At 73.0% G+C, this 281-nt stretch carries 1 protein-coding gene; it reads left to right on the forward strand.

What is annotated here, in order from left to right:
• Positions 1–281: hypothetical protein (locus EN874_RS33335; protein WP_210238607.1), on the forward strand; the 281-nt coding region annotated here is incomplete at both ends.

Here is a 281-nt window from a genome sequence, read left to right on the forward strand (position 1 = left end):
CGGGCGCACAGGGCGCGAGCGCAGCCGGCGTGGCTGGCGGGACCAGCGACGCAAGCGGAGCGAGCGGAGCGAGCGCCACCACGGCGGCCAACGGCCGCCCGCGCGACATCCCGCCTTACGCGATTGGCTGGACCCTCAAAGGCACGTACAACAAGACGCCGGTCTCGGGCAGCGGCAAGGTGGGCGGCGTGCTCGCGCTGCAGGACGCGAACCGGCCGTTTCCCGTGCAGGCGGACGTCAAGGCGGGCGATCTGCATGTGGGGCTCGTGGGCACGATCACC

It is taken from the genome of Mesorhizobium sp. M1D.F.Ca.ET.231.01.1.1, from assembly GCF_003999155.2.
GTDB lineage: Bacteria > Pseudomonadota > Alphaproteobacteria > Rhizobiales > Rhizobiaceae > Mesorhizobium.